This window comes from Gordonia sp. SGD-V-85 (assembly GCF_001456905.1).
GTDB classification, from domain to species: domain Bacteria; phylum Actinomycetota; class Actinomycetes; order Mycobacteriales; family Mycobacteriaceae; genus Gordonia; species Gordonia hongkongensis.
Genome location: NZ_LNQO01000002.1, coordinates 251,372 through 274,051, shown reverse-complemented (window position 1 = coordinate 274,051; position 22,680 = coordinate 251,372). Strand labels below are relative to the sequence as shown.

Genomic DNA, 22,680 nt, shown 5'->3' with positions numbered 1-22,680 from the left:
GTGTCGTTCAGACGGTGCGGGTCAGGCAGCCGCGAGAGCCGTGGCCTCCCGGCGGCCGGCGGGAGCCGGGATCACGACCTTGGTCGCGGTCAGTCCGGCCTCGGTGGCTTCGACGCCGTCACCCATCGGCTCGGCGCCGACCACGACGGGTTCGGCACCGGCCGGACGCATTGCGCTGCCGACTTCGAGGAGCAGGTCGGCGATCTCGACGTCGAGCGCGTCGCAGATCGCGGCGAGCAGTTCGCTCGACGCCTCCTTCTGACCGCGTTCGACTTCCGAGAGGTAGCCCAGACTCACCCGCGCACCGGTGGACACCTCGCGCAGGGTCCGGCCCTGCTGCGTCCGGACCCGACGCAGGCTGTCGCCGAGCGCCTCGCGTAAGAGCATCGCCATCGAGTCTCCTCCCTACTGAACGTCTCGGCCCAACTGAACTGCTCGGCGCCCACCGAACCGGCGGCGCGCCTGCTGCCCTACCCAACGCTTCGCGGTCCCGACAGGTTCCCCGCAGCACCGGCGGCGTCGGCACCCACGGTCGGGTCAGCACCGTCTGATCGACGATAGTCGAAGTCAGCGACCGCCGCCGGTTCCTCCCACAGCACGTCCGTGCGGTGCCACCGGCCGGGGTGCGGTCTCATCGCGATCGGACCGGACCTTGACCGCCTGCCAGGTGTAGTCCAGACCCGTGTAGATCGTCACCACCACCGCCAGTCCCATCAGGATGTCGGCGGCGAGCTGCCACGGTCCGCCGAGCGGGAGCAGGTACAGACCGATGGCGAGCGCCTGCAGCAGCGTCTTGAGCTTGCCGCCGCGGCTGGCCGGGATGACCTTGTGCCGCAACACCCAGAAACGCAGCGCCGTCACCCACACCTCGCGGGCGACGATCACCACGGTGACCCACCACGGCAGGATGCCGAGGATCGACAACCCGACGAGGGCACCGCCGATCAGGGCCTTGTCCGCGATGGGGTCGGCCAGCTTCCCGAAGTCGGTGATCAGGCCGCGCTGCCGCGCGATCATCCCGTCGTACCGGTCGGTCAGGGCCGCGACCCCGAAGACGATCGTGGCGATCGTGCGCCACAGCGTCGACTCGCCCGACTCCATGAACAGCGCAACCAGGAACACCGGCACCAGGACGATCCGGAACACCGTGAGTGCATTGGCGATGTTGACCACCGGCACCGGGTCCACCGGGTCGGTGATGTGGTCGGGCCCGCGGCCCGCATTGGCGATGCCGTTCTCTTCGACGGCGCGCCGGATCCGGTCGGTCATGAGCTCGCTCCTGACCGCGGCGTCGTGCCGCAGTTCAGGGCAGTCCTCAAGTACACGCCCATCAGGGTATCGGCAGTCCCGGCGAACGACGTGCACAGGTCGCCCCATCGCAGAGACTAAGCTGAATTCCCATGTCCCCCGCCGATCACGTCGTCATCCGTCGTGCGCGCACCTCCGACGTCCCGCGGATCAAAGAACTGATCGACCAGTACGCCGGGAAAATCCTCCTCGAGAAGAACCTCGTCACGCTCTACGAGTCCGTCCAGGAGTTCTGGGTCGCCGACGTCGACGGCCTGGTCGTCGGTTGTGGTGCGCTGCATGTGCTCTGGGCCGATCTCGGCGAGGTCCGCACGGTCGCCGTCGACAACGCCCACGCCGGGCGCGGCATCGGCCACCTCCTCGTCGACCGGCTCATGGCGGTCGCCCGCGAACTGCAGCTCTCGCGCGTCTTCGTGCTCACGTTCGAGACGGCCTTCTTCGCGCGGCACGGTTTCGCCGAGATCCAGGGCACCCCGGTCACGCGCGAGGTGTTCGAGGAGATGTGCCGGTCCTATGACACCGGCGTCGCAGAGTTTCTCGACCTCAGTTACGTCAAACCCAACACCCTGGGCAACACCCGGATGCTGGCAACCATCGAGCAGGAGTGACCATGCCGTTCTTCGCCGTGCAGTACACCTATCGCCCCGCCAAGGCCGCCCTGCGGGATCAGCACCGGCCTGTGCACCGAGAGTGGCTCGCGGAAGAACATTCGGCGGGCAACGTGCTGATCGCCGGCCCCTATCCCGACGGGTCGGGCGCGCTCATCGTCATCCGCGCAGCCGACCTCGAGGCGGCCGAGGCATTCCTGGCCAACGACCCGTTCCAGGCGCATCAAGCCGTCGACGCCATCCGCATCGACGAGTGGACGCAGGTGTTCGGGCCGTTCCCGGGCTGATGCCACGTCCACCCGTCGGCGACGGGTGGACGTGGACGGGTCAGGAGTCCTTGGACTTCGGTGCCGGGGCGTCGGTCGTGTCGCCGGCGGATTCGACCTCCGGCGACTTCGCCATCCCGCGACTCTTGATCAGGCTGGCCACCGTGGTGATCACCAGGACACCGAGGATCACCGACAGCGACAGCCCGGTCGAGATCTCGGGGACCGCCACGTGCTCGCCACCGTTGATGAACGCCAGGGTGTTCTCGTGCAGGGCGTGGAGGACCAGCTTGACGCCGATGAAGGCCAAGATGATCGACAGGCCGATGGACAGGTACACCAGGCGGTCGAGCAGTCCGCCGATGAGGAAGAACAGCTGACGCAGACCCATCAGGGCGAACGCGTTGGCGGTGAAGACCAGGTAGGGCTCGGACGTGAGGCCGTAGATGGCCGGGATCGAGTCGAGCGCGAACAGTACGTCGGTGAAGCCGATGACGATGAGAACCATCAGCATCGGGGTCGCGAGGCGCTTGCCGTTGACGCGGGTGAACAGCTTGTCGCGGTCGTAGGAGTCGTGCGTGCGCAGGTAGCGCTTGACGAAGCGCTCGAGGCGCGTCTCGCGCTCCTCCTCGTGCTCGACCGGGTCGTCACTCTCGCGGAGCAGCTTGACGGCGGTGAAGATCAGGAACGCGCCGAACAGGTAGAAGACCCAGCTGTAGGCGTTGATCGCGGCCGCACCGACGGCGATGAAGATGCCGCGCATGATGAGGGCCATCAGGATGCCGAGCAGCAGGACCTTTTGCTGGTACTCCTTGGGCACCGCGAACTTCGCCATGATGATGACGAAGACGAACAGGTTGTCCACCGACAGCGCCTTCTCGGTGACGTAACCGGCGAAGTACTCACCGCCGAAGGTCGAACCCCAGTTCCACCAGACGAACAGACCGAAGATGACGGCGAATCCGATGTAGATCGCCGACCAGATGCCCGACTCTTTGAGCGACGGCGCGTGGGGCACGCGCACGTGGGTGAAGAAGTCGAACGCGAACAGGGCGAGGATCACCGCACAGGTGATCAGCCATACGGACAGCGAAACATCCACTTGTAACCTCCAGCAGGCAGCATGAGCTGACGAGCCAGAGGTCTCTCCCACCGAACGGGGGCCGACGCTCCGGGTCAGGGCCGCGACGATGATCGGCATCGTTGCGAATCGTGACCGTATTGACGGAGACGCCGCTTTGGGGATACTCCCCTCATGGATCTCCGGCTACCTTATACAAACCGCAGGAAGCCTGCAGAAACCGCAGGTCAGCAACCCGCGTCAGGTGCCGGAACTGTCCGTTTCGTCGCCGCCGCCGGTGATCGAGGCGATCACCCCCGCCAGATCGTCGGGCTTCACGAGCACCTCACGCGCCTTGGAGCCCTCGCTGGGGCCGACCACTCCCCGCGTCTCCATCAGGTCCATGAGACGGCCGGCCTTGGCGAACCCGACCCGCAGCTTGCGCTGCAGCATCGACGTCGACCCGAACTGGCTCGACACGACCAGTTCGATCGCCTGCAGGAGATCGTCGAGGTCGTTGCCGATGTCGCTGTCGATGTCCTTTTTGTCGCCCGCCTTCGCCGCGGTGACACCCTCGGTGTACTCCGGCTCGGCCTGCTCCTTGGAGAAATCGACGACCGCGGCGATCTCCTCGTCGGTGATGTAGGCACCCTGCATGCGGATCGGCTTGTTGGCGCCCATCGGGAGGAACAGGCCGTCGCCCATGCCGATCAGCTTCTCGGCACCCGGCTGATCCAGGATGACGCGTGAGTCGGTCAGCGACGACGTCGCGAACGCCAGCCGCGACGGCACGTTGGTCTTGATCAGACCGGTGACGACATCGACCGACGGACGCTGCGTCGCGAGCACCAGATGGATGCCGGCGGCGCGCGCCTTCTGGGTGATCCGCACGATCGCGTCCTCGACGTCGCGGGGCGCGGTCATCATCAGGTCGGCGAGCTCGTCGACTATGGCCAAGATGTACGGATACGGCTTGTAGACGCGTTCGCTGCCCAGCGGGGCGGTGATGTCTCCCGACCGGACCTTCGAGTTGAAGTCGTCGATGTGGCGCACCCGCGAGGCCTTCATGTCCTGGTAGCGCTGCTCCATCTCCTCGACGAGCCAGGCGAGTGCGGCAGCGGCCTTCTTCGGTTGCGTGATGATCGGCGTGATGAGGTGCGGGATTCCCTCGTACGGGGTGAGCTCGACCATCTTCGGGTCGATCAGGATCATCCGCACCTGCTCCGGCGTCGCACGGCTGAGCAGCGACACGAGCATCGAATTGACGAAGCTCGACTTGCCCGAGCCGGTCGACCCGGCGACCAGCAGGTGCGGCATCTTCGCCAGGTTGGCGCTGACGAAATCACCCTCGATGTCCTTGCCGAGCCCGATCACCAACGGATGCTTGTCCTTCCGGGTCGACGGCGAATTCAGCACGTCGGCCAGGCGAACCATCTCACGGTCGGAGTTGGGGACCTCGATACCGACCGCGGACTTGCCGGGGATCGGCGCGAGCAGGCGCACGTTGTCCGTTGCCGCGGCGTAGGCGATGTTGCGTTGCAGCGCGGTGATCTTCTCGACCTTCACGCCCGGGCCGAGTTCGATCTCGTATCGCGTGACGGTCGGCCCGCGGGTGTATCCGGTGACCGCGGCGTCGATCTTGAACTGCTCCAGCACGCCGGTCATCCGGTCGATCATGTCGTCGTTGGCGCTGCTGCCCATCTTCGGCGGATCGCCCTCGAGGAGAAGGTCGGCGGGCGGCAGGCGATAGTCCCCGTCCGCGGTGGGATCGGACGGGATGAACGCCTCGTCGTCCGACATCCCCTCGTCCGTCATCTCGTCGTCGAGATCGGGTTCGTGCCGGGGCTCCGGTTCGGGTGCGGGACGCGGCGCGGATCGCGCGGTGGCCCGCCGGGCCGGGGTGGCGCGGGTACGGGGGCTAGGCGCGATCACCTCGGTGACCTGCTGGTCGGCATCCGCGAAGTTCTCGGTGACGGCCTCCTCGAGCGGGGCGACGTCGGCGACGTCGGCGGGCTTGCGCCGCGACGTCCGTCCCGAGGTCCGCGCTGGCGCCGAATCCGGCGGGTAGTTGTCGTACGGGTTCGACGAGTACGACCGACGCCGGGACCGCGACTCGCGCGCACCGGAGTCCCAGGGATCCGACTCGGCGCTGTCGGTCTCGGTATCGGGGTCGTCGAAATCCGGATCGTCGTAGTTCTCGGCGTCGGCATCCCACTCGTCGTCGTCCCAGGGCGCGTCGTCCGCTCGTCCGACACCCAGCCCGAGGTAACCGGCGGCGGCGTCGACGACCTCGCGGACGGTTCGGCCGCTGAGGATGAGTACGCCGAATGCCATGCACAACAACAGGATCGGCACCGAGACCCACGCGGTGACACCCGCGGTCAACGGTGTGCCCACCGCGAAGCCGACGAACCCGGCCGCGCCGGACCGTCCGGGGAGGTCGACCGGCGCACCGGCGACGAGGTGCATCAGACCGAGCAGCGGAAGGATCACCAGGAACCCACCCGACAGGTAGCGGCCGCGTCGCTCCGGGGCGGCCGGCCGTCGCATCAGGACGACTGCCAGCGCGAGGAGACCGACCGGCACGAGCACGGCCGCCGACCCGATGACCGCGCGGATGAGGGCCTCGATGAAGGCGCCCACCGGACCCGCCGCACCGAACCAGACACTGGCGCCGACGAGCAGACCGAAGGCGAGGAGACCGAGTGCTGTCCCGTCCCGCCGATGGCTGTGACCGCCGGGCCGGGGTCGACCGTTGCCGTCGGGCCCGTCGTCGAACTCCTCGAAGTCCGGGTCGGTGTCGTCGATGTCGTCGAACTCTCCGACGGCTTCGGTGCGCGGTCCGCGGCCGACGCCCGAGCCCGCCCGGGCGGCGCTGCCGACGCCGCGCGCGAACAACGACCATCCGGCACCGATACCCTTGCCCACCGCGGACGCCCCGGCCGCGGCGACGGAACGACGATGCAGGTCCACCGACTCCGCTGGTGCAGCGGACCGGGAACTCTTTCGCGATGCCCCGGCCTTCGACCTCGTCGAGGCACCGGCGCCCGTCTGACGACGCGAGCCACCGCTCTTCGAACCGCCGCTCTTCGAACCGTCACCCGTCGAGCGGCGAGCGGCGGTCGAACTCCCTCGAGCCGAACTCGCCCGCCCCGAACCACCGCGAGCGGATTTACCGCGCGTGGAACCAGCAGCGCCGCGCGCGGAGGACGCGCGTGTACCCGTGCTTGCCTTCGAAGCCATACCGACAGACTAGTGGGCAGCGGTCACATCAGTCACACGGGCAACACAGACAACGGATGCGTGTCGAAGTTGTGATCGCTCAGAGGCCGCGCGAACTCTCGCGGACGCCCGTGATCGCGGCGGCGTCACCGGCGAATGTGACGTCGACCGGTGTACGGCCGAACGCGAACAGCACCAGCTCACCGACACGACCGGTCACGATGACGTCGTCACCCGATCCCGCCGTCACCAGATCCTCGCCGTCCGGGGTGCGCAGGGTCACGCGGGCCGGGACCTTCTTGAGCGTCATCCGGCCCATCGACTTGGCCGGCGTGCGCAACTCCGCCTCGAGTTCGGGGGCCAGCGACCGGGGCGTCCACGGCCCGTCGGGGTCGGCGCCGCCACGCAGGACGTCTTCGTGGTGGACGAACATCTCAGCCAGGTTGGCGAATCGGTCGACCAGCTTGAACGGCGAGTAGACCGGCGGCCCCGAGGCGAGCAACGCCAGTTGGGCATCCCAGTCCTTCGACGTCGCCTGGGCCCGCACCTTCTCGGTGTGGCCGGCGAAAGCCGGGATGAGGATGCCCGGCCCGGTGTCGGGGCGTCGTTCCCGGACCACGAGATGCGCCAACAGATCGCGGGTGGTCCAGCCCTCACACAAGGTGGGCGCGTCGGGGCCCACCTTTCGAAGGGTCTCGACGAGGGCTGCTCTTTCCTTCTGCGCTCCGGTCACACGACCACGGTAGCGACAACGCCGTGGTCTCGTTCCTCGACGCCGGTCAGTCCCCGACCGCGATGACCGTCGGCACGATCATCGGACGGCGACGATAGGCGGTCGACACCCAGCGCCCGACCGCACGGCGAATCCCCTGGGCGATCCGGTGCGTGTCGGAGACACCCTCGGCCGCCAGCGAATCCAGCGTCTGGTTGACGATGTCCGCCGCCTCCTTGAGCGCGTCCGGGTCGTCGGAGAAACCGCGTCCGGAGACCTCGGGTGTGCTCACCGCACGGCCCGTCGTCACGTCCACGGCGACGGTGATGGCGATGAATCCGCCCTCCCCCAGCACGAGCCGTTCGGAGAGCGTCGACTCCCCCACGTCGCCGACCGAGAGGCCGTCGACGTAGACGTGCCCGACCGGAACCCGTCCGACGATGTCGGCGCGACCGTCGACGAGGTCGACCACCACGCCGTCCTCGGCGAGGACGACCCGGTCCTCGGGCACACCGGTCGCTACCGCGAGCGCGGCGTTGGCGCGCAGGTGCCGCCATTCGCCGTGCACGGGCATCGCATTCGAGGGGCGCACCGCGTTGTAGAGGTAGAGCAGCTCACCGGCCGAGGCGTGGCCCGAGACATGGACCTTCGCACTCTGCTGGGTGATGACGGTCGCGCCGCGCTTGGCCAGCCCGTTGACGACGGCGAACACCGAGTTCTCGTTGCCGGGGATGAGCGAGGACGCCAGCACGACGAGGTCGTCGGCCCGGATGTTGATCTGCCGGTGCTCTCCGCGCGCCATCCGGGAGAGCGCGGACAGCGGCTCGCCCTGCGAGCCGGTGGAGATCAGCACGACGCGGTGGTCGGGCAGGGTTGCCGCGGTGTCGAGATCGACGACGACGCCGTCGGGTACCGAGAGGTAGCCGAGATCCTGCGCGATCTGCATGTTGCGCACCATCGAACGGCCGACGAAGGTGACCCGCCGATTGTGGGTGTGCGCCACGTCGATGATCTGCTGGATGCGATGGACGTGGCTCGCGAACGACGCCACGATGACCCTCTGTGTGGCCTTGCCGATGACCTGGTCGAGCACCCCGCCGATCTGACGTTCCGGGGTCACGAAACCGGGCACCTCGGCGTTGGTCGAGTCCACCAGGAACAGGTCGACGCCCTCATCGCCGAGGCGGCTGAACCCGGCGAGGTCGGTGAGCCGGCCGTCGAGGGGCAGCTGGTCGAGCTTGATGTCGCCGGTGTGCAGCACGACGCCGGCGGGGGTCCGGATCGCGACGGCCAGGGCGTCCGGGATCGAGTGGTTGACGGCGAAGTACTCGCACTCGAACGGGCCGTGCGAGGTCTTCTGACCTTCGACGACCTCGACGAGCTTGGGTCGCAGGCGATGCTCGCGACACTTGGCCTCGACCAGGGCGAGCGTGAACTTCGCGCCGATCACCGGGATGTCGCTGCGTAGCCGGAGCAGGAACGGCAGAGCGCCGATGTGGTCCTCGTGGCCGTGGGTCAGGATCACCGCGTCGACGTCGTCCATGCGGTCTTCGATGTAGCGGAAGTCCGGCAGGATCAGGTCGACGCCCGGCTGGGCGTCCTCGGGGAAGAGCACACCGCAGTCGACGATCAGCAGACGGCCGTTGTATTCGAAGACGGTCATGTTGCGGCCGATCTCGCCGATCCCGCCGAGCGCCACCACGCGCAGACCACCCTTGGGCAGTCGGCGGGGTGTGCCCAGTCGGTCGACAGGGGCCGGGGTTGCCGGTTCGGGCCGGCGGCCGCCGCGGGCGTCGCCGCGCTCGTGGCGGGGGCGACGGGTGTTCGACGCGGGACTCGCCGGACGCTTGGCCGCGTGCTTCGGCGAGTTCGCGTCGGACTTCGGTTCCGATGATCCGGTCCGCTCGGCTCGCGCGCGCCGGGGTTGCCGTGCCTTCGAGGTCACCTCGACAGGCTCGGCGGACGAGGTGGGCTCGGCGGACGGGGTCGGCTCGGCGGACGGGGTCGGCTCGGCGGGCGGGGTCGGCTCGGCGGGCGGGGTCGGCTCGGCGGGGGGCGGACTCGGCGGGCCGGCCTTGCGGGCGGCGGCCCGGCGTCGGGTCCGGGGGCGGACGGTGCCGGTGGTGTCGTTGCCGGTGGTGTCGTTGCCGGTGTGGGGGCCGGTGGTGTCGTTGTCCGTCATCAGACCAGCACACCCGCCGCGCGCAGATCCACGATCAGTTCCTCGATCTGCGCCGGGTTCGCGGGCACCTGCGGCAGGCGCGGGTCGCCGACCTCCAGCCCGAGGATGCGCAGTGCCGCCTTCACCATCGTGACCCCGCCGAGGCGCCCCATGGCGTTGACCAGCGGCAGCATCGAGGTGTTGATCGCGCGGGCGGTCGGCAGATCGCCCTTCTCGACAGCGATCTGCATGTCGCGCAGGCGATCCGGGACGAGGTGGCCGATGACGCTGACATAACCGGTCGCGCCGATCGACAGCCACGGCAGGTTGAGTGCGTCCTCGCCGGACAGGTACTCCAGGCTGGTGCTGGCGATCAGGCCGGCCGCCGAGTGCAGGTCGCCCTTGGCGTCCTTCACCCCGCGGATGTTGGGGTGTTCGGCCAGGGCGAGCATCGTCTCGTTCATGATCGGGACCACCGATCGCGGCGGGATGTCGTAGAGCAGCACCGGCAGCGCGGTGGCGTCGGCGACGGTCCGGAAGTGCGCGAGGAGCCCGGCCTGCGGCGGCTTCGAGTAGTACGGGGTCACCACGAGGAGCGCGTGAGCACCGATCTTCTCGGACTCGATCGCGAACCGGACGCTCTCGGCGGTGTCGTAACTGCCTGCGCCCTGGGTGATCCGGGCCCGGTCGCCCACCGCGTCGAGGACCACCCGCAGCAACTCGAGCTTCTCCGGCACGGTGGTGGTCGGCGACTCACCGGTGGTGCCGGACACGACCAGCCCGTCACATCCCTTGGCGACCAGATGGTCGGCGAGGACGGCGGCCTTGTCCAGATCGAGGCTTCCGTCCGGGCGGAAGGGGGTGACCATCGCAACCACGTTCGTCCCGAAGGGATGCTCGTGCAGCGGTTCCTGGACTGCGTTCATGGTGCTCAAGGCTACCGCCTCCCTGTTGGTGACGATCCTCACCCTTCCAGCACGAATGGTGAGGTGGCGACCTCGGTCCCGTCGGCCAGGGTGCCGATCTCGAAATCGCCGAACACGGTGGGCGCCACCCGCATCAGCTGGCGTAGACACTCCACCGCGAGCTGGCGGATCTCGACGTCGGCGTGCTCGGTGGCGCGCATGCCGACGAAGTGCCGCCAGGCGCGATGGTTGCCGGTGACGACGATCTTCGTCTCGGTGGCGTTCGGCAGCACGGAGCGAGCAGCCTGACGTGCCTGTTTCCGACGCAGGATGGCGTTGGGGACGTCGGCGAACTTCGCCTCCAGCGCCGCGAGGAGCTCGGTGTAGGCCGCCCGGCTCGCGTCGGTCGCCGCGGCGAAGAGGTCCTCGAGTTCCGGGTCGCCCACGATCGCCGGCGGCGCCACCACGTTGGAGTCGTGCTCGGGCACGAACCGCTGGGACAGTTGCGAGTACGAGAAGTGGCGGTGCCGGATCAGTTCGTGGGTGCACGAGCGGGAGATGCCACTGATGTAGAACGTCACCGATGCGTGTTCGAGCAGCGACAGGTGCCCGACCTCGAGGATGTGCCGCAGGTAGCCGGCATTGGTGGCGGTACGCGGGTTCGGCTTGTCCCAGCTCTGATAGCACGCCCGGCCGGCGAACTCGACCAACGCCTCACCGCCCTCGGCGTCGGTGCTCCACGGCACGTCTTCCGGCGGGGTGAACTGGGTCATCGCCACCATCTGCACCTTCAGCGGCACCAATTCGGACACGCATGTCTCCTGTCGTCCGTCGCGGCCACACGTCCGCGTGCCGCGCGGTATCCGATTCTCCCCCACCACGTGAGTACCGCACCGTCGGGCTCCGCCCGCGGTAGAGTCCCTGCAGGCGTGGGCGAGTACCCGGGGGTGGATGCGATGACGACGCGACGCGACTTCCTGCGCACGGGCGCGGTCGTGACCGGAGCGGCGCTCGCCTCCCCCGCCGTCGTCGCCCAGGGCGCCCCGCGGTCGCCCCGACCCCCGTCGGCGGCGGTGTTCCGGCACGGCGTGGCGTCCGGCGACCCGCTCCCCGAGGCCGTCATCCTGTGGACCCGCATCACCCCGACCCCGGTTGCGACCCCCGGTTCCGGCCTGGGACCGGAGAGCCTCGTCCGCTGGGAGATCGCCCGGGACCCCGGCTTCGGCGCCGTCGTGGCCGCGGGCGAGGTGCGGACGTCCGCCGACTCCGACCACACGGTGAAGGTCGACGCGTCGGGTCTGACGCCGCGCACCTGGTACCACTACCGCTTCACGGTGCTGTCCGGACCCGCGACCGGTGCGGTGTCGCCCGTCGGTCGCACGTGCACCGCCCCCGCGACGGGTGCCGACGTCGCGAAGATCCGTTTCGGCGTCGTGTCGTGTGCCAACTGGGAGGCCGGATACTTCGCCGCCTACCGGCACCTGGCCGCGCAGCCGGCCCTCGACGCGGTGGTCCACCTGGGCGACTATTTCTACGAGTACGAGACCGGGCGGTACACCGGCAAGACCGGAACCGTCCGGCCGCACGACCCCCGCCACGAGACCATCACGCTGCGCGACTACCGGACACGCCACGCGCAGTACAAGACCGACCCCGATCTCGCCCGGCTGCACCGGGTCCTGCCGTTCATCTGCATCTGGGACGACCACGAGTCGTCGAACGACTCGTGGTCGGGCGGGGCGGAGAACCATCAGGCGGGCGAGGGCTCCTGGGCCGCACGGCGCACCGCCGCGCTACGCGCGTACGCCGAGTGGATGCCGATCCGCCCCGCCGTCGACACCGCGGGCCGGCACCTGTTCCGCAGGCTCCGCTTCGGCCGTCTGCTCGAATTGTCCATGCTGGATCTGCGCTCCTACCGCGACCTGCAGGTCAGCGCCCGGTCGGCGGCCATCGACGATCCCGCCCGCTCGATCCTCGGCCGGTCTCAGATGTCGTGGCTGACCAACGGACTCACGTCGTCGGAGACCCGCTGGAAGATCGTCGGCAACCCGGTGATGATCACCCCGGTGCTGATCCCCCCGCTGGACCCGCAGACGACCGGGGCCGTCACCGCGCTGCTCGGCATCCCGCGCGAGGGCATCCCGTACAACGCCGACCAGTGGGACGGTTACGCGGCCGATCGTCGACGGCTCCTCGAATCGCTGCGACGCAACCGCGTCGACAACGTCGTCTTCATCACCGGCGACATCCACTCGTCGTGGGCGTGCGACATCCCGGCCGACCCGGCGAACTATCCCGGCGGCGGGACTGTCGCAACGGAATTGGTCGGCACCTCGATCACGTCGACCAACATCGACGACATGCTGAACGTGCCCGCGAACACCGCCGGGGTCGCGGTGTCCTCGGCCTTCGCGGCCACGAACCACCACGTGCGCTGGAGCGAGTTCGACGCGCACGGGTATTCGGTCCTGACCGTGACGCCGGCGGCGACGCAGATGGACTGGTACTTCGTGCACGACAAGACGAATCCGCGCTCCGGCCAGTATTACGCGAGGTCTTACCGGGTCGCGAACGGCACCCAGCGGGTCGTACCGGCGGGCGGGCCGGTCGACTAGCTGCCCGTCTCGACCTGATCCAGCAGCGCCGACAGCTTCGCGTGGGTGTCGGGCCAGCCGTGGACGGCGATCGACGTGATGCCCAGAGCCTTGACCGGGTAGTCGTTGCCGCCCTCGTCGAGCCGGTCACCGAAGAACAGGATGTCGCTGGTGCTGAGGCCGAGGATGTCCATCAACTTCAGTGCGCCGTAAGCTTTGTCGATGCCCTTCTTGGTGACGTCCACCGACGTCGAACCGCCGCTGCGCACCTCGAGGTCGGGAAGTCGCTCGGCGGCGTAGGCCCGCAGGGACTCCTTCTTCGCTCCGTCGGGGTCCCAGGCCGCCTTCGCGTCGACGGGCGCCTTCTGCCCCAGCGCGCTGAAGGTGATCTGGCTGCCGCGGTCCTCGAGGATGTCACCCCACGTCTCGCTCTCCCACAGGCCGAGCTCTTTCGCGCCGGCCTCCAGCACGTCGAGCGTGCGCTGCTTCTCGTCGTCGGTGAGGAATTCGGCGTAGACCGTCTCCCAGTCGTTCCCGGACCACCGCACGTACTGCGTTCCGCACGTCGGCATGAGGTGGAGGTTGGCGACGCTGTCGAAGTTGCCGAGCCGCGCGAGAACCTGCTTCTCGAACTGGGTGAAGTTGCCGCCGGAGATGATGCAGCCCAGGCTCACGTCGAGCATCCGCCGCAACAGATCGACCATCTGGTCGTCGAGCGGGCTCTTCGACGGGGCCAAGGTGTCGTCGAGATCGAACATCACCAATCGGTAGTCGTTGCCCTCATACGACACGGTCATCGCTTCGTCTCCCATCGCTGTCGTGAACTTTCGATCCTCAGCATTGCATCACCCGGTGTGGGTCACGCGACGTGCAGCAACTGTTGCAGGTCGGGCGCCAGGTCGCCGCGTCCCGACACGACGACATCGTCGAGGTCCTGCCAGCCGGCGAAGCTCCGCAGATCCGCGGACAGCCGTTCGGCGACGAGGCCCCGGGAACGACCCGGCTCGCAGTAGGCCCCGAGCACCTGCAGGGTGCGGTTCTTGCGGTCGGCCTTCAGGTCCACGCGCGCGGCGATGTCGGTGCCCAGCAGATACGGCAGCACGTAATAGCCGTGCACGCGTTTGTGTTCGGGCACATAGATCTCGATGCGGTAGTGGAAGCCGAAGAGTCGTTCGGCGCGGGGGCGGAAGAACACGAGCGGGTCGAACGGCGACAGGATCGCCGAGGCGTCGACGCGCCGCGGGATAACCGCGCCGGCGGCCAGGTAGGCCGGGTCGCGCCAGCCGTCCACGGAGATCTCCTGCAGCACACCGTCCTCGACGAGTTCGGCGACCGCGGGCCGCGCGTCGGCCGGCCGCAGCCGGTAGTAGTCGGCCAGATCGGCCACGGTGGCGACACCCAGCGCCTGGGCGGCACGGCTGACGAGTTCACGGTGCGCCTGCCCACGGTCGGGTCGCAGCGCGACGATGTCCGCGCCGACAATCCGTTCGGTGAGGTCGTAGTGCCGCACGAAGTTCCCGTTGCGGACCGCCGACAGGTCACCGGCGGCGAACATGGCCTCGCACAGGTGCTTGACCTCACCGCGCTGCCACCAGCTCCCGGCTGCACCGGGTTCACGTTCGATGCCCAGTTCCGCTTCGATGGCGCGGGGCGTGGTCGCGCCCGCGTTCTCGATCACCGCCCGGACATCGCCGACCAGCGACCGGTTGCGCCGCATCACCTCTCGCGTGTGTCGATACCGGCCTTCGGCGAATTCGTCCATCCGCCATCGGAAGAGGGGCCAGTCGGACACCGGGATCAGCGCGGCTTCGTGGGCCCAGTACTCGACGAGCAGCCGTCGACCGCGCCCCGGCTGCCACGCGGCGCGGTGCAACAGGTCGGGATCGTAGGCACCCAGGCGAGAGAACAGCGGCATGAAGTGCGCACGCGCGGCGATGTTGACCGAGTCCATCTGCAGCAGCCGCGTCCGGCCGACGACGCGCTTCAGGTGTGCCATGGTGGGCGCGGCGGCGGGCCGGCGGTCGGTGAAACCCTGTGCGGCGAGCGCGATTCGACGCGCCTGCGCGATCGAGAGACGATCCGGCGCCATCAGCCCTGCCGAGCGCGCCGATAGTCGACGAAGCGATACCCGATGCCGCTCGTCGAGGTCTGCCACTCACCGCGATGTGCCAAAGCCCACTCGTCGGTGATCTCCGGGGCAAACGCGTCGGCGCCGTCGACCTCGACGTCGATCTCCGTGACACACAGTTCGGTGGCGAATTCCATTGCCAAGCGGTAGATCTCGCCGCCGCCGATGATTCCGACCCGTTCGCCACCGGCCAGCTCGAGCGCCTCGGCGACCGATCCCGCGACCGACGCGCCGTCGGCCGACCAGCTCGCGTCGCGGGTGACGACCACATTGGCGCGACCGGGCAGCGGCTGAAATCGCGGCGGCAGCGAATCCCATGTCTTGCGGCCCATGACAACCGGGTGCCCGACCGTCAGTTCCTTGAACCGCGCCACATCTTCGGGGACCCGCCACGGGATCGTGTTGTCCCGGCCGATCGCCCCGCCGCGTCCCTGCGCCCAGACCAGGCGCACCTCACGCGAGCCCTCCCCCGCGAGGTCGGACGTCACACCGCCACCGGGGCTTTGATCCCGGGATGGGACCGGTAGTCGACGATGGCGATGTCGTCGTACTCGTAGTCGAAGATCGAATCCCGCTTGCGCAGTTCGAGTTTCGGATATGGGTACGGGTCGCGTGACAGTTGCAACGTCACCTGCTCGACATGGTTGTCGTAGATGTGGCAGTCGCCGCCGGTCCACACGAACTCGCCGACCTCGAGGCCCGCCTGCTGGGCCATCATGTGCGTCAGCAGCGCATACGATGCGATGTTGAACGGCACGCCGAGGAACAGGTCGGCGCTGCGCTGGTACAGCTGGCACGACAGTTTGCCGTCGGCGACATAGAACTGAAAGAACGCGTGGCAGGGCGGCAGTGCCATCTGCGGGATCTCCCCCACGTTCCATGCGGACACGATGTTCCGGCGCGAATCGGGGTTGGTCTTGAGCAGGTCGAGGGCGGCCGCGATCTGGTCGATGTGCTCGCCGGACGGCGTCGGCCAGCTCCGCCATTGCACGCCGTAGACGGGTCCGAGTTCACCGTTCTCGTCGGCCCACTCGTCCCAGATCGAGACCCCGCGCTCCTGCAGCCATCGGACGTTGGAGTCGCCGCGCAGGAACCACAGCAACTCGTAGACGATCGACTTCAGATGCACCTTCTTGGTGGTGATCAGCGGGAAACCCTCGGCGAGGTCGTAGCGCAATTGCCTGCCGAAGAGGCTGCGCGTCCCGGTCCCGGTGCGGTCGGCCTTCGGCGTCCCGGTCTCCATGACGAGGTTCAGCAGGTCCTCGTACGGAGTCGGGATGGTCCCGGTCGATGACATGTCGCGGATGGCCGTGCTCACGGGTGCCAGTCTAGGCAAAGCAGTAGTCGCACCGCCGGGCGCACGACACGGCCCCGACTCGGCCTGTGACGGCTGTGACACGTGTGATCCGAGCGGTAGGCTCCTCCCGTGGCCACCCGCAGCACCACCCGCGCCAATCGGTACGCGAAGCGTCGTCGCAAGCGTGTCGCCGCCCGCGACAACGACCTCACCGACGCCCAGTGGCTCGCGCTGCAGGAGGCCTGGGGTGGGTGCGCGTATTGCGGCGCGGTGGGCGTCGCCCTCCAGCGCGACTGCATGCTGGCCATCTCCCGCGGCGGCCGGTACACCGTCGCCAACGTCGTGCCGTGCTGCGGTTCGTGCAATGCGAGCAAGTGCAACTCCGAGGTCACGACGTGGATGCGGCGGAAGAAGCTGGACGAGAAGGCGTTCCTGGTCCGGCAATTCGAGGTGAGCCGCGCGCTCGCCGCCGCCGTCGACCCGGCCGCCGGCCAGGACGAGTGATCAGCCGGCTCGCGCTGCGCGTCGTACTCGTCCGGGTGAGGACCGGTGACGACATCAAACGTCGGATCACGCCGCGGTTCTCACCGAGTCACCGCGGTCACTGCGCCGAGTTGCGGGCGATGATCAGTTTGTCCGTGCTGCGCAGCGGTCCCGGCGATTCGAGGGTGCGACTCAGCGTGCCGTCACGGACGATCCCGATCACGTCGTCCGGCAGGTCCTGCGGCTCTCGTCCGATCTCGCCGGAGGTGACGGCGCGCTCGCGGATGGCCAGTCCGGTGGCCGGGGTGAGCAGATCCTCGATGACGTCGACGACGTGCGGAGTCCGTGTCGCGATGCCCATGAGCCGCCCGGCGGTCGCTGCCGAGACGACGACCGAGTCCGCTCCGGATCTCCGTAACAGGGCGGCGTTGTCCGCATCACGGGCCGCGGTGACGATTCTCGCGGAGGGGTTGAGTTGCCGTGCGGTCAGCGTGATGAGGACCGCGGTGGCGTCTCGGTGGGCACCGATCAACACGGTGCGCGCGTCGTCGACCTTGGCAAGGGCCAGCACCTCCCGCCGTGTGGCGTCACCTCGTACGGCCACCACGCCGAGCGCTTCGGCCGCCTCGAGCGGTTCCGGTTCCGAGTCGACCACGACGATCTGCGATCGGTCGACACCGGCATCGAGCAGCGCGTGGGCGGCGCTGCGTCCCTTTGTGCCGAAACCGACGATGACATGGTGGTCACGGAGCTGCTGCCGCCACCGCTGGATACGCAAGGCCTGCCGGGAACGCTCCGTCAGGACCTCGAGGGTGGTCCCGATCAGCACGACCAGGAACAACACCCGGAGCGGCGTGATCACGAAGACGTTGATGGCCCGGGCCTCGGCGGTGATCGGCGCGATGTCGCCGTAACCGGTCGTCGACAGTGACACCGTGACGTAGTAGAAGCTGTCGAGCAGCGTGAGCGGTTCGTCCGTGGAGTTGGTGTACCCGTCTCGGTCGAGGTAGACCACGAACGCGGCGATGCAGATGACGGTGACCGCGATGGCAACCCGCCGTCCGATGGCGCGCAACGGGTTCTGCGCGCGCTCGGGGACGGTGATCACGCCGACCGCGAGGTTCTCCTCGCCCTTGGGCCGCCGGCTCAGGAACATGCCCTTCCCCCAGTTTGCGCTCTCACCGTTCTTGTTGTTGATACACGTCCGGGATGCCGTCGTGGTCGTCGTCGCGCATCTCCTCTTCGGCGATCCTTCGATAGTGCCGGTTGCGCATCCGCAAGATCACCGCTGCGGCCGAGGCGGCGGTCAGCGAGCCGACCAGGACACCGATCTTGACGTACTCGGCGCGTTGGGAGTCCGGGTCATACGCCAGGTCCCCGATGAGCAGGGAGACCGTGAACCCGATGCCGGCGAGCATCGCGACACCGGTGACGTCGATCCATCGGATGCTGGCGTCGAGGGTGGCCCGCGTGAACCTGGCCAGCATTGCGGTGGTGCCGACTATGCCGGCCGTCTTGCCGGCCACCAGACCGAAGATGATGCCCAGCGCAACAGGACTGGTGAGCGCCTCGCCCAGCCCGCTCAATCCGCCGATCGTGACGCCGGCGGCGAAGAAGGCGAACACCGGGATGGCGAAGCCGGCCGAGATGGGTCGGATTCTGTGTTCGAAATGCTCTGCCAGGCAATGCCGGGTATCAGTCTGGTCGCTCTCGGTCCGACGGAGCACCGGGACCGTGAAGCCGAGGATGACGCCGGCGACGGTGGCGTGGACGCCGGACTCATGGACGAACGCCCACGTGAGCGCGGCCAGTGGCAGCAGGAGCCACCACGAAGTGATCCGCCGCTGCACGAGGAGGGCGAACGCCGCGAGTGGGATCAGGGCCAGGGCCAGCGCGGTGCCGTTGATGGAGTCGGTGTAGAACACCGCGATCACCGTGATGGCCAGCAGGTCGTCCACGACGGCCAGGGTGAGCAGGAAGGTACGCAGTGCGGCGGGCAGATGCGTCGAGATCACGGCCAGCACCGCGACCGCGAAGGCGATGTCGGTGGCGGTGGGAATGGCCCAGCCCTGCACGGCTCCATCCCCCGCCCGCATGGTGATCGCGACGAAGATGAGTGCGGGAACAGCCATTCCACCGACCGCCGCGGCGATGGGCAGCGCGGCCCGCGCGGGGTCGCGGAGGTCGCCGGCGACGAACTCGCGTTTCAGCTCCAGTCCGACGACGAAGAAGAAGATGGCGAGCAGACCGTCCGCCGCCCAGGTGGCCAGGGAGAGATCAAGGTGCAGACCGAGCGCGTCGGACCCCACATGGATGTCACCGAGGCCGAAGTAGGCGGCCGACCATGGCGAGTTGGCCCATACAAGGGCTACGACCGCGGCGACGAGCAGCAGCATGCCGCCGATGGTTTCGCGCCGGAAGATGTCGGCGATGCGGGAAGCTTCGGGCCAGGAGCCGCGCGAGAAGAGCGTCGGGGTGGCCCGACGTGAGTCGGTGTCAGTCATGGTGCGTACGGAGTCCTTCGTCGGGTGGGCTACGTACGCGTCGTGGCCGCCCCCTCGTGCAGGGCTCACCGTCAACGCGCAGCCGACCAGACTTCCCGGCACACCGCGTGTCAGTCTAACAGCTAGGCGCCTACGCGGCCCTCTGCACGGCGGGATCGGAGCGAGTTGCGTTGCGTGCCTTCCACTCCCACACGGCGTAGAGCACCTCGGTGGTGTAACCCAGGTCCATCCGACCACCGCCGACCGGGATGGTCGCGTCTGCGTCTATCCGGGCGTTCGGCCGCCACCCAACCGGTCTCTCGGTTGGGGGCGCCGCCTCGATCTCCGAACCGTCCGGACGATGAAAGGTGAACCGTTGCTCACCATGTGCGGTGATCGAGAACTCACCCCGATGCAACGACCGATGACACGACCCACACAACAAGATCAGATTGTCCGGATCGGTCCGCCCACCCGCCGACCAGAACACCACATGATGGGCATGCAGATGACGCGTCCGCCCACACCCCGGCACCTGACAACACCGATCCCGCACGAACAACGCCCGCACCAACGCCTTGTTCGGCGCCCGCTTCCGACGCCCCACCCCCAACAACGCCAACTTTCCCGGCCGCCCAGGCATTCCGCGGCTCACCACATCCCGCGTCGACGCCCCGCACCGGGCTTCGGCCACCTCGACCTCCGACAACGCCGGACCATCATCGAGATGAGCCGACTCCACCCCCTCACCGGCATGGATCAAGATCTCCGCACCCGGAGCAAGATCGGGCATCGCGATCCCCTCGTGCACCATGTCGGCCATCGCCACCACCGCCGGCGCCACATTCGACGGCACCTGCCGCCACAGATCCCGACGCCGAGACGGAACCACCTCCGAATTCTCGGATTCTGAACCTGATTCAGTGTTCCGCGGAACACTCCCTGCGGTAGGCAGATCCGGATCGTCGCAGGTCCGGGTGCGTTCATACTCCGCCCGCACCGACCCAGCAAGGAACCGCGCACCATCCAACGGACTCAACCGCAACGACACCGACAACGACCCATCCGCATTCCACTTCCACCGCCCGGTCGACTCCACCGGCGGCCGGCGTTCCTCCTCGACGCCCCGATTACGGTCGATCTGGCCCATCGCCCGCACCGCCCGATCCAACTGACTCGCCGTCGTCGACAACGCCAGATTCACCAACTCCGCCTCACGCTCCGGCGTGGCCACCCGTGTCAGGGCCCGAACCTTCGAATACGACAGCCGACCTTCGCGAAACGCCGTGCGGATCACCGGCAATTCTCGTATCGCCTTGGCGACCCTCACCTGCTCATGCGCCGTTCGCGGTGCGATGCCGGCCTTCCACGACAACCAGTGCGCCAGCGAATGAATCCCCGGCCCCCGCCACGACTCCCGCCCATCCAGTTCCGCCACCAGTTCAAGGAAATCCGCTGTCAGCGCCGTGATCTGAGCGGCATACCCCACCACCCGACCCTCGAGCACCTCATCAGACAACGACGCCGGATCCGCACCGTCGAACATCGACGACACATCCCCACCGCAACGAAAAGCACTGACCCCCACCGCAACCCCCTGAACCGAATGAGAAGTACAGCACCAAGGTATCGCCAGGCACCGACAATCCTCGAGCCTCAACCCAGGGTTCAGAGTGTTCCGCGGACTCGCGAGCTACCCCATCAACCCCGCCGCCACCGTCGCGCCGAGTTCCCAGCACGCTTCGCGGTCGTCCTTGCCCGGGGCGTCGGAGACGATGACGTGCTCGGCAGCCTTGGTCCAGCCGAGCCCGGCGGTGATCGAATCGACCGCTCGCACAGCCCCTTCGGTGCCCTGGTTGCCATGCAGGTACAGCCCGAACGGCCGACCCTGAGTCGAGTCGAGGATCTGGTAGTAGCTCACGTCGAACGCGTGTTTATTTGTCATATACTCCCCTACTATGAGCACCGCCCCGAGCAGCCACGTCCACGAACCTCGGCGCTCGCCGACCCGCGCCGTGATCTACACCCGCGTCTCCCGCGATCTCGCGAGCGGGCGCTCGGTTGCCGAGCAGGAGGCCGAGTGTCGGGTCGTGTGCGATCGGAACGGCTGGCCGGTCGCCGACGTGCTCACCGACAACGACCGCTCGGCTACCCGATTCGCGACCAAGGACCGGCCCCAGTACGCCCGCCTGAACGAAGTGCTGCACCCCGGAGATGTGCTCGTGGTCTGGGAACCGTCACGCGCGGGACGGTCGATGGAGCACTATGTCGATCTGCGCCGCCTCTGCACTGATCGAGGGGTGATGCTCTCGTACAGCGGAAAGCTGTTCGACCTCGATGACGGCGACGACCGGTTCACCACCGGACTCGACGCGCTGATCGCCGAGCGCGAGGCCGAGGACATCCGAAAGCGAATCAAGCGCGCCCACCGCGAGAACTTGGCTCAGGGCAGACCGCACGGTCGCGTCCCCTACGGCTACAAGATCATCCGCGACCCTGAGACCGGCAAGTCGGTGGGTCGGACCCCCGACCCCGACCGCGCACCGCTGATCCAGGAGGCCGCGCGTCGGGTCCTCGCTGGGCAGTCATTCGGATCGGTAGTGCGATGGATCGAGACCCAGGATCCGCTGGGCTGGAACTCCGCGAAGCTGCGCCGAATCCTCACCAACGCGACCTATGCCGGGTACCGGACCAATAGCACCACCGCGAACGGGAAGCGAGGGCCGCAGGAGATCCACAGCAAGGGCACGTGGGAACCGATCCTTACCGACGAACAGCACCACGACCTCGTGGCACTGTTCGCGGGCCGCAGGACCGGGCCGCGGGGAGCGCCGGTTAAATACCTGCTTTCGGGCATCGCCCGGTGTGCGGTCTGCGGTGATCACCTGTGGCGTGCCCGCAGCGGTCGGCGCAAGGACGGCAGCAACTACGAGGTCTACCAGTGCAAGACCCACTGCGTAGGCCGCAACATGGCCGCGATCGACGCGGTGATCAACTCGGTGGTCGAGGGCGTACTGACCAGCCCCGAATCGCTGACCGCGCTCGCCGAGGAACCGGCGACCGATCCGACGGCCCCGGCGCGTCTCGCTGAATTGCGCCAGCGACTGGAAGACGTGGAGAACGAGATCGCCGAGGGCCGGATGCCCGCAGGGACCGGGGCGCGGGTGGCGACCCGACTCGAGGCTCAGATCGCCGAGATGGAAGCCGAGACCGCACCGGTCTTCACCGATCCCGTGGTGCGCGAGTTGGCGACCGCACCCGATCCGGTGACCACGTGGCGTGAACTGCCCCTGGAGTCCCGCCGCGAGTTCATCCGCGCGACGATGACGATCACCGTCGATCGAGTCGGGCACCGCTGGCACGCACCCACCGAGGGCATCACCATCACCCCGGTCACGCCTTCGCACTCCACCGGGATCGTCTCGCAGCCTTGACCCGTTGATTCCCGGCGCT

Annotated in this window: 20 protein-coding genes and 1 pseudogene; 5 read left to right on the top strand and 16 right to left on the bottom strand. The window is 68.2% G+C overall.

Annotated features, from left to right (window positions below; all coding sequences use genetic code 11):
• Nucleotides 1-21 precede the first annotated feature (21 nt).
• Nucleotides 22-393, bottom strand: coding sequence for a helix-turn-helix domain-containing protein (locus tag AS181_RS03325; protein WP_058250179.1), 372 nt, complete (start codon nucleotides 391-393; stop codon nucleotides 22-24).
• Between the two features lie 174 nt (nucleotides 394-567).
• Entirely contained in the window at nucleotides 568-1,269 is a 702-nt protein-coding gene (gene pgsA / locus AS181_RS03320) for a CDP-diacylglycerol--glycerol-3-phosphate 3-phosphatidyltransferase (protein WP_058250178.1), read from the bottom strand.
• 131 nt (nucleotides 1,270-1,400) lie between these two features.
• Here pgsA and AS181_RS03315 point away from each other — a divergent pair, with 131 nt between their 5' ends.
• Nucleotides 1,401-1,916 carry an amino-acid N-acetyltransferase gene (locus AS181_RS03315; RefSeq protein WP_058250177.1) on the top strand — a complete coding sequence of 172 codons (516 nt, stop codon included), beginning with the start codon at nucleotides 1,401-1,403 and terminating at the stop codon, nucleotides 1,914-1,916.
• A 2-nt stretch (nucleotides 1,917-1,918) separates the two neighbouring features.
• Nucleotides 1,919-2,203 (top strand): YciI family protein, encoded by a 285-nt coding sequence (locus AS181_RS03310; RefSeq protein ID WP_058250176.1) that lies wholly within the window; start codon nucleotides 1,919-1,921, stop codon nucleotides 2,201-2,203.
• 40 nt (nucleotides 2,204-2,243) lie between these two features.
• Here the strand turns inward: AS181_RS03310 and AS181_RS03305 are convergent, their stop codons facing one another.
• The 6 genes from AS181_RS03305 to thyX form a co-directional block, all read right to left on the bottom strand.
• Entirely contained in the window at nucleotides 2,244-3,284 is a 1,041-nt protein-coding gene (locus AS181_RS03305; protein WP_058250175.1) for a TerC family protein, read from the bottom strand.
• Nucleotides 3,285-3,503: 219 nt separating this feature from the next.
• Nucleotides 3,504-6,485, bottom strand: a complete 2,982-nt coding sequence (locus tag AS181_RS03300) for an FtsK/SpoIIIE family DNA translocase (protein ID WP_231742232.1) — start codon at nucleotides 6,483-6,485, stop codon at nucleotides 3,504-3,506.
• Nucleotides 6,486-6,564: 79 nt separating this feature from the next.
• Nucleotides 6,565-7,197: a TIGR03085 family metal-binding protein gene (locus AS181_RS03295; protein WP_058250173.1), complete on the bottom strand. Its 633-nt coding sequence runs from the start codon at nucleotides 7,195-7,197 to the stop codon at nucleotides 6,565-6,567.
• 46 nt (nucleotides 7,198-7,243) lie between these two features.
• Entirely contained in the window at nucleotides 7,244-9,358 is a 2,115-nt protein-coding gene (locus tag AS181_RS03290) for a ribonuclease J (protein ID WP_058250172.1), read from the bottom strand.
• On the bottom strand, nucleotides 9,358-10,263 hold the full coding sequence (gene dapA, locus AS181_RS03285) for a 4-hydroxy-tetrahydrodipicolinate synthase (RefSeq protein ID WP_058250171.1): 906 nt from the start codon (nucleotides 10,261-10,263) through the stop codon (nucleotides 9,358-9,360). The genes AS181_RS03290 and dapA overlap by 1 nt, the downstream gene beginning before the upstream one ends.
• A 38-nt stretch (nucleotides 10,264-10,301) precedes the next feature.
• Nucleotides 10,302-11,054 carry an FAD-dependent thymidylate synthase gene (thyX, locus tag AS181_RS03280; protein WP_058250170.1) on the bottom strand — a complete coding sequence of 251 codons (753 nt, stop codon included), beginning with the start codon at nucleotides 11,052-11,054 and terminating at the stop codon, nucleotides 10,302-10,304.
• Between the two features lie 144 nt (nucleotides 11,055-11,198).
• On the opposite strand from thyX, the gene AS181_RS03275 reads away from it, so the two are divergent.
• Nucleotides 11,199-12,857: an alkaline phosphatase D family protein gene (locus AS181_RS03275; protein ID WP_058250307.1), complete on the top strand. Its 1,659-nt coding sequence runs from the start codon at nucleotides 11,199-11,201 to the stop codon at nucleotides 12,855-12,857.
• Here the strand turns inward: AS181_RS03275 and AS181_RS03270 are convergent.
• The 4 genes from AS181_RS03270 to AS181_RS03255 form a co-directional block, all read right to left on the bottom strand.
• Entirely contained in the window at nucleotides 12,854-13,633 is a 780-nt protein-coding gene (locus AS181_RS03270) for an HAD-IIB family hydrolase (RefSeq protein ID WP_058250306.1), read from the bottom strand. The two genes, AS181_RS03275 and AS181_RS03270, sit on opposite strands and share 4 nt — an antisense overlap.
• A gap of 62 nt (nucleotides 13,634-13,695) precedes the next feature.
• On the bottom strand, nucleotides 13,696-14,925 hold the full coding sequence (locus tag AS181_RS03265) for a winged helix-turn-helix domain-containing protein (RefSeq protein ID WP_058250169.1): 1,230 nt from the start codon (nucleotides 14,923-14,925) through the stop codon (nucleotides 13,696-13,698).
• Nucleotides 14,925-15,452, bottom strand: coding sequence for a dihydrofolate reductase (locus AS181_RS03260; protein ID WP_058250168.1), 528 nt, complete (start codon nucleotides 15,450-15,452; stop codon nucleotides 14,925-14,927). The genes AS181_RS03265 and AS181_RS03260 overlap by 1 nt, the downstream gene beginning before the upstream one ends.
• Entirely contained in the window at nucleotides 15,449-16,282 is an 834-nt protein-coding gene (locus tag AS181_RS03255; protein WP_058250167.1) for a thymidylate synthase, read from the bottom strand. The genes AS181_RS03260 and AS181_RS03255 overlap by 4 nt, the downstream gene beginning before the upstream one ends.
• Nucleotides 16,283-16,390: 108 nt before the next feature.
• On the opposite strand from AS181_RS03255, the gene AS181_RS03250 reads away from it, so the two are divergent.
• On the top strand, nucleotides 16,391-16,765 hold the full coding sequence (locus tag AS181_RS03250; protein WP_058250166.1) for an HNH endonuclease: 375 nt from the start codon (nucleotides 16,391-16,393) through the stop codon (nucleotides 16,763-16,765).
• Between the two features lie 97 nt (nucleotides 16,766-16,862).
• Here AS181_RS03250 and AS181_RS03245 read toward each other — a convergent pair whose 3' ends face one another.
• The 4 genes and pseudogenes from AS181_RS03245 to AS181_RS03230 all read right to left on the bottom strand — a co-directional run.
• Nucleotides 16,863-17,900 carry a potassium channel family protein gene (locus AS181_RS03245; protein ID WP_058250165.1) on the bottom strand — a complete coding sequence of 346 codons (1,038 nt, stop codon included), beginning with the start codon at nucleotides 17,898-17,900 and terminating at the stop codon, nucleotides 16,863-16,865.
• Nucleotides 17,901-17,922: 22 nt separating this feature from the next.
• On the bottom strand, nucleotides 17,923-19,248 hold the full coding sequence (gene nhaA / locus AS181_RS03240; protein ID WP_058250164.1) for a Na+/H+ antiporter NhaA: 1,326 nt from the start codon (nucleotides 19,246-19,248) through the stop codon (nucleotides 17,923-17,925).
• A 130-nt stretch (nucleotides 19,249-19,378) separates the two neighbouring features.
• The gene (locus tag AS181_RS03235; protein ID WP_058250305.1) at nucleotides 19,379-20,773 is read right to left on the bottom strand and encodes an HNH endonuclease; all 1,395 of its coding nucleotides are present in this window, start codon (nucleotides 20,771-20,773) and stop codon (nucleotides 19,379-19,381) included.
• A gap of 147 nt (nucleotides 20,774-20,920) precedes the next feature.
• Nucleotides 20,921-21,163 (bottom strand): annotated as a pseudogene (locus AS181_RS03230) (flavodoxin family protein); the annotation flags it as partial.
• A 22-nt stretch (nucleotides 21,164-21,185) separates the two neighbouring features.
• Here AS181_RS03230 and AS181_RS03225 point away from each other — a divergent pair.
• A complete protein-coding gene (locus AS181_RS03225) occupies nucleotides 21,186-22,661 on the top strand; it encodes a recombinase family protein (RefSeq protein WP_058250163.1) in 1,476 nt (491 codons plus the stop codon).
• Nucleotides 22,662-22,680 lie beyond the last annotated feature (19 nt).

Excerpts from the sequence above, each read along its gene's own strand:
- AS181_RS03245 (WP_058250165.1), bottom strand. The coding sequence starts at position 17,900 with ATGTTCCTGAGCCGGCGGCCCAAGGGCGAGGAGAACCTCGCGGTCGGC.
- AS181_RS03265 (WP_058250169.1), bottom strand. The coding sequence starts at position 14,925 with ATGGCGCCGGATCGTCTCTCGATCGCGCAGGCGCGTCGAATCGCGCTC.
- nhaA (WP_058250164.1), bottom strand. The coding sequence starts at position 19,248 with ATGACTGACACCGACTCACGTCGGGCCACCCCGACGCTCTTCTCGCGC.
- AS181_RS03270 (WP_058250306.1), bottom strand. The coding sequence starts at position 13,633 with ATGACCGTGTCGTATGAGGGCAACGACTACCGATTGGTGATGTTCGAT.
- AS181_RS03225 (WP_058250163.1), top strand. The coding sequence starts at position 21,186 with ATGAGCACCGCCCCGAGCAGCCACGTCCACGAACCTCGGCGCTCGCCG.
- AS181_RS03315 (WP_058250177.1), top strand. The coding sequence starts at position 1,401 with ATGTCCCCCGCCGATCACGTCGTCATCCGTCGTGCGCGCACCTCCGAC.
- dapA (WP_058250171.1), bottom strand. The coding sequence starts at position 10,263 with ATGAACGCAGTCCAGGAACCGCTGCACGAGCATCCCTTCGGGACGAAC.
- pgsA (WP_058250178.1), bottom strand. The coding sequence starts at position 1,269 with ATGACCGACCGGATCCGGCGCGCCGTCGAAGAGAACGGCATCGCCAAT.
- AS181_RS03300 (WP_231742232.1), bottom strand. The coding sequence starts at position 6,485 with ATGGCTTCGAAGGCAAGCACGGGTACACGCGCGTCCTCCGCGCGCGGC.
- AS181_RS03310 (WP_058250176.1), top strand. The coding sequence starts at position 1,919 with ATGCCGTTCTTCGCCGTGCAGTACACCTATCGCCCCGCCAAGGCCGCC.
- AS181_RS03235 (WP_058250305.1), bottom strand. The coding sequence starts at position 20,773 with ATGTTCGACGGTGCGGATCCGGCGTCGTTGTCTGATGAGGTGCTCGAG.
- AS181_RS03275 (WP_058250307.1), top strand. The coding sequence starts at position 11,199 with ATGACGACGCGACGCGACTTCCTGCGCACGGGCGCGGTCGTGACCGGA.
- AS181_RS03325 (WP_058250179.1), bottom strand. The coding sequence starts at position 393 with ATGGCGATGCTCTTACGCGAGGCGCTCGGCGACAGCCTGCGTCGGGTC.
- AS181_RS03290 (WP_058250172.1), bottom strand. The coding sequence starts at position 9,358 with ATGACGGACAACGACACCACCGGCCCCCACACCGGCAACGACACCACC.